Below are 466 nucleotides of genomic sequence, written 5' to 3' on the forward strand. Positions count from 1 at the left end.
GGGGATATTGGCTCGAGCGGAGTCCGAAGGCCGCCTTGAGGTATCCGCGGAGCACCTTCTTGTCGGGTCGGGCTCCGATGGCTTTGATCACAGCCTCGTCGACTGTCTTCTGATCGGTTTTGCGCTGCTCAGATGGAACGTATTTCTCTTTTTTTGTGGCAAAGATGTCATCACCCTCTTTGCGTTTGACTGTACGTTTGACGCACTTCTTATTCTTCTTGAAGTAATCATCATTGAAGTGTTTTGGCAGTTTGAAGTTGCCGAGTGAAATTCTGGTGGAGGTGCCGATCACATAGCGCTGAGGAATGCGGCGTAGCGGGCACGAATTGAATGCAAAAGGTCCAGTAACTAAAAGCAGACCGCTGGGCAGAATTCCAACAAGTACAACCCTCTTGCCTGCATGTCTGCCAGCGAGGAGAATGCAAACAGTTCCTATCTTCAGGTTGGGTCGGATCCTGCGTACATG

1 protein-coding gene is annotated in these 466 nt (G+C 50.6%); it reads right to left on the bottom strand.

Annotation, left to right across the window (positions count from 1 at the left end; translation table 11 throughout):
- Positions 1 to 292: KOW domain-containing RNA-binding protein (locus tag F0L68_RS46120; protein WP_223199673.1), on the bottom strand; the 292-nt coding region annotated here is incomplete at its 3' end.
- Positions 293 to 466 lie beyond the last annotated feature (174 nt).

Source organism: Solihabitans fulvus (genome assembly GCF_008386585.1).
Lineage (GTDB): Bacteria > Actinomycetota > Actinomycetes > Mycobacteriales > Pseudonocardiaceae > Solihabitans > Solihabitans fulvus.